General features: G+C 58.8%; 1 protein-coding gene. It reads left to right on the forward strand.

The annotated features are described in order from the left end of the window. Positions 1-47: 47 nt before the first annotated feature. A partial coding sequence (locus tag PQR02_RS40550) for an IS30 family transposase (RefSeq protein ID WP_408243407.1) occupies positions 48-940 on the forward strand: 893 nt, incomplete at its 3' end.

Genomic DNA, 940 nt, shown 5'->3' on the forward strand with positions numbered 1-940 from the left:
GTGGATGCAACACACTGAAGACTGCGCAAGCAGTGGGAGTGTTGCAGATGAAACAGCGACGCCGGATTTACTACAGCGAGAAGCAGAAAGCGCTGATGTGGGAACGTTGGCGCAAGGGAGAGTCTCTCCAGAAGATCGCCCAGCTTTTTGACCGGAACCACTCGTCTGTACAGGGGATTCTGGCTGAGACAGGTGGAATCCAGCCACCACAAAGGCATCGATCGAGATTGGCATTGACGCTGGAGGAACGCGAAGAGATCTCACGGGCACTTGCGGCCGACGATTCGATCCAGTCAATCGCCATGCGACTTTCGCGAGCTCCCTCCACCATCTGTCGTGAGATCAAACGTAACAGCGGCCCGGACGGCTATCGGGCAAGCCACGCCGATCAGATCGCGTGGGATCGCGCGCAGCGACCCAAAGCCTGTAAACTGGTTGAGCACCGGATGTTGGCGCACATCGTGGCAGCCAAGCTACAACTGCAGTGGTCACCGCAGCAGATCGCCGGATGGCTCACACGCGCGTATCCAGACAACGAGGACTACCACGTGTCCCACGAGACAATCTATCGTTCTCTCTTCATACAGGCCCGTGGGGCCCTGAAGAAGGAGTTGCTGGAGCACCTGCGGCGCACCCGGGCCATGCGCCGTTCGCGCCATCACACGCTAAAGACGGAGGATCACGGCAGGATTCGCGATACCGTATCGATCAGCGAACGCCCGGCTACCGTTGAAGACCGCGCGGTACCGGGCCACTGGGAAGGTGATCTGCTGTGCGGTAGCGGCAGCAGCCAGATTGCGACGCTCGTCGAACGCCAGACACGCTATGTCATGCTGGTGAAGATAGCCAGCAAGGACAGCGAAACGGTCATCAATGCGCTCATCAAACATGCCCGCAAGTTACCGCAGGAACTCTACAAGTCACTCACCTGGGATCGGGG

The sequence above is a fragment of the Paraburkholderia sediminicola genome, assembly GCF_046026895.1.
GTDB classification, from domain to species: Bacteria; Pseudomonadota; Gammaproteobacteria; order Burkholderiales; family Burkholderiaceae; genus Paraburkholderia; species Paraburkholderia sediminicola_C.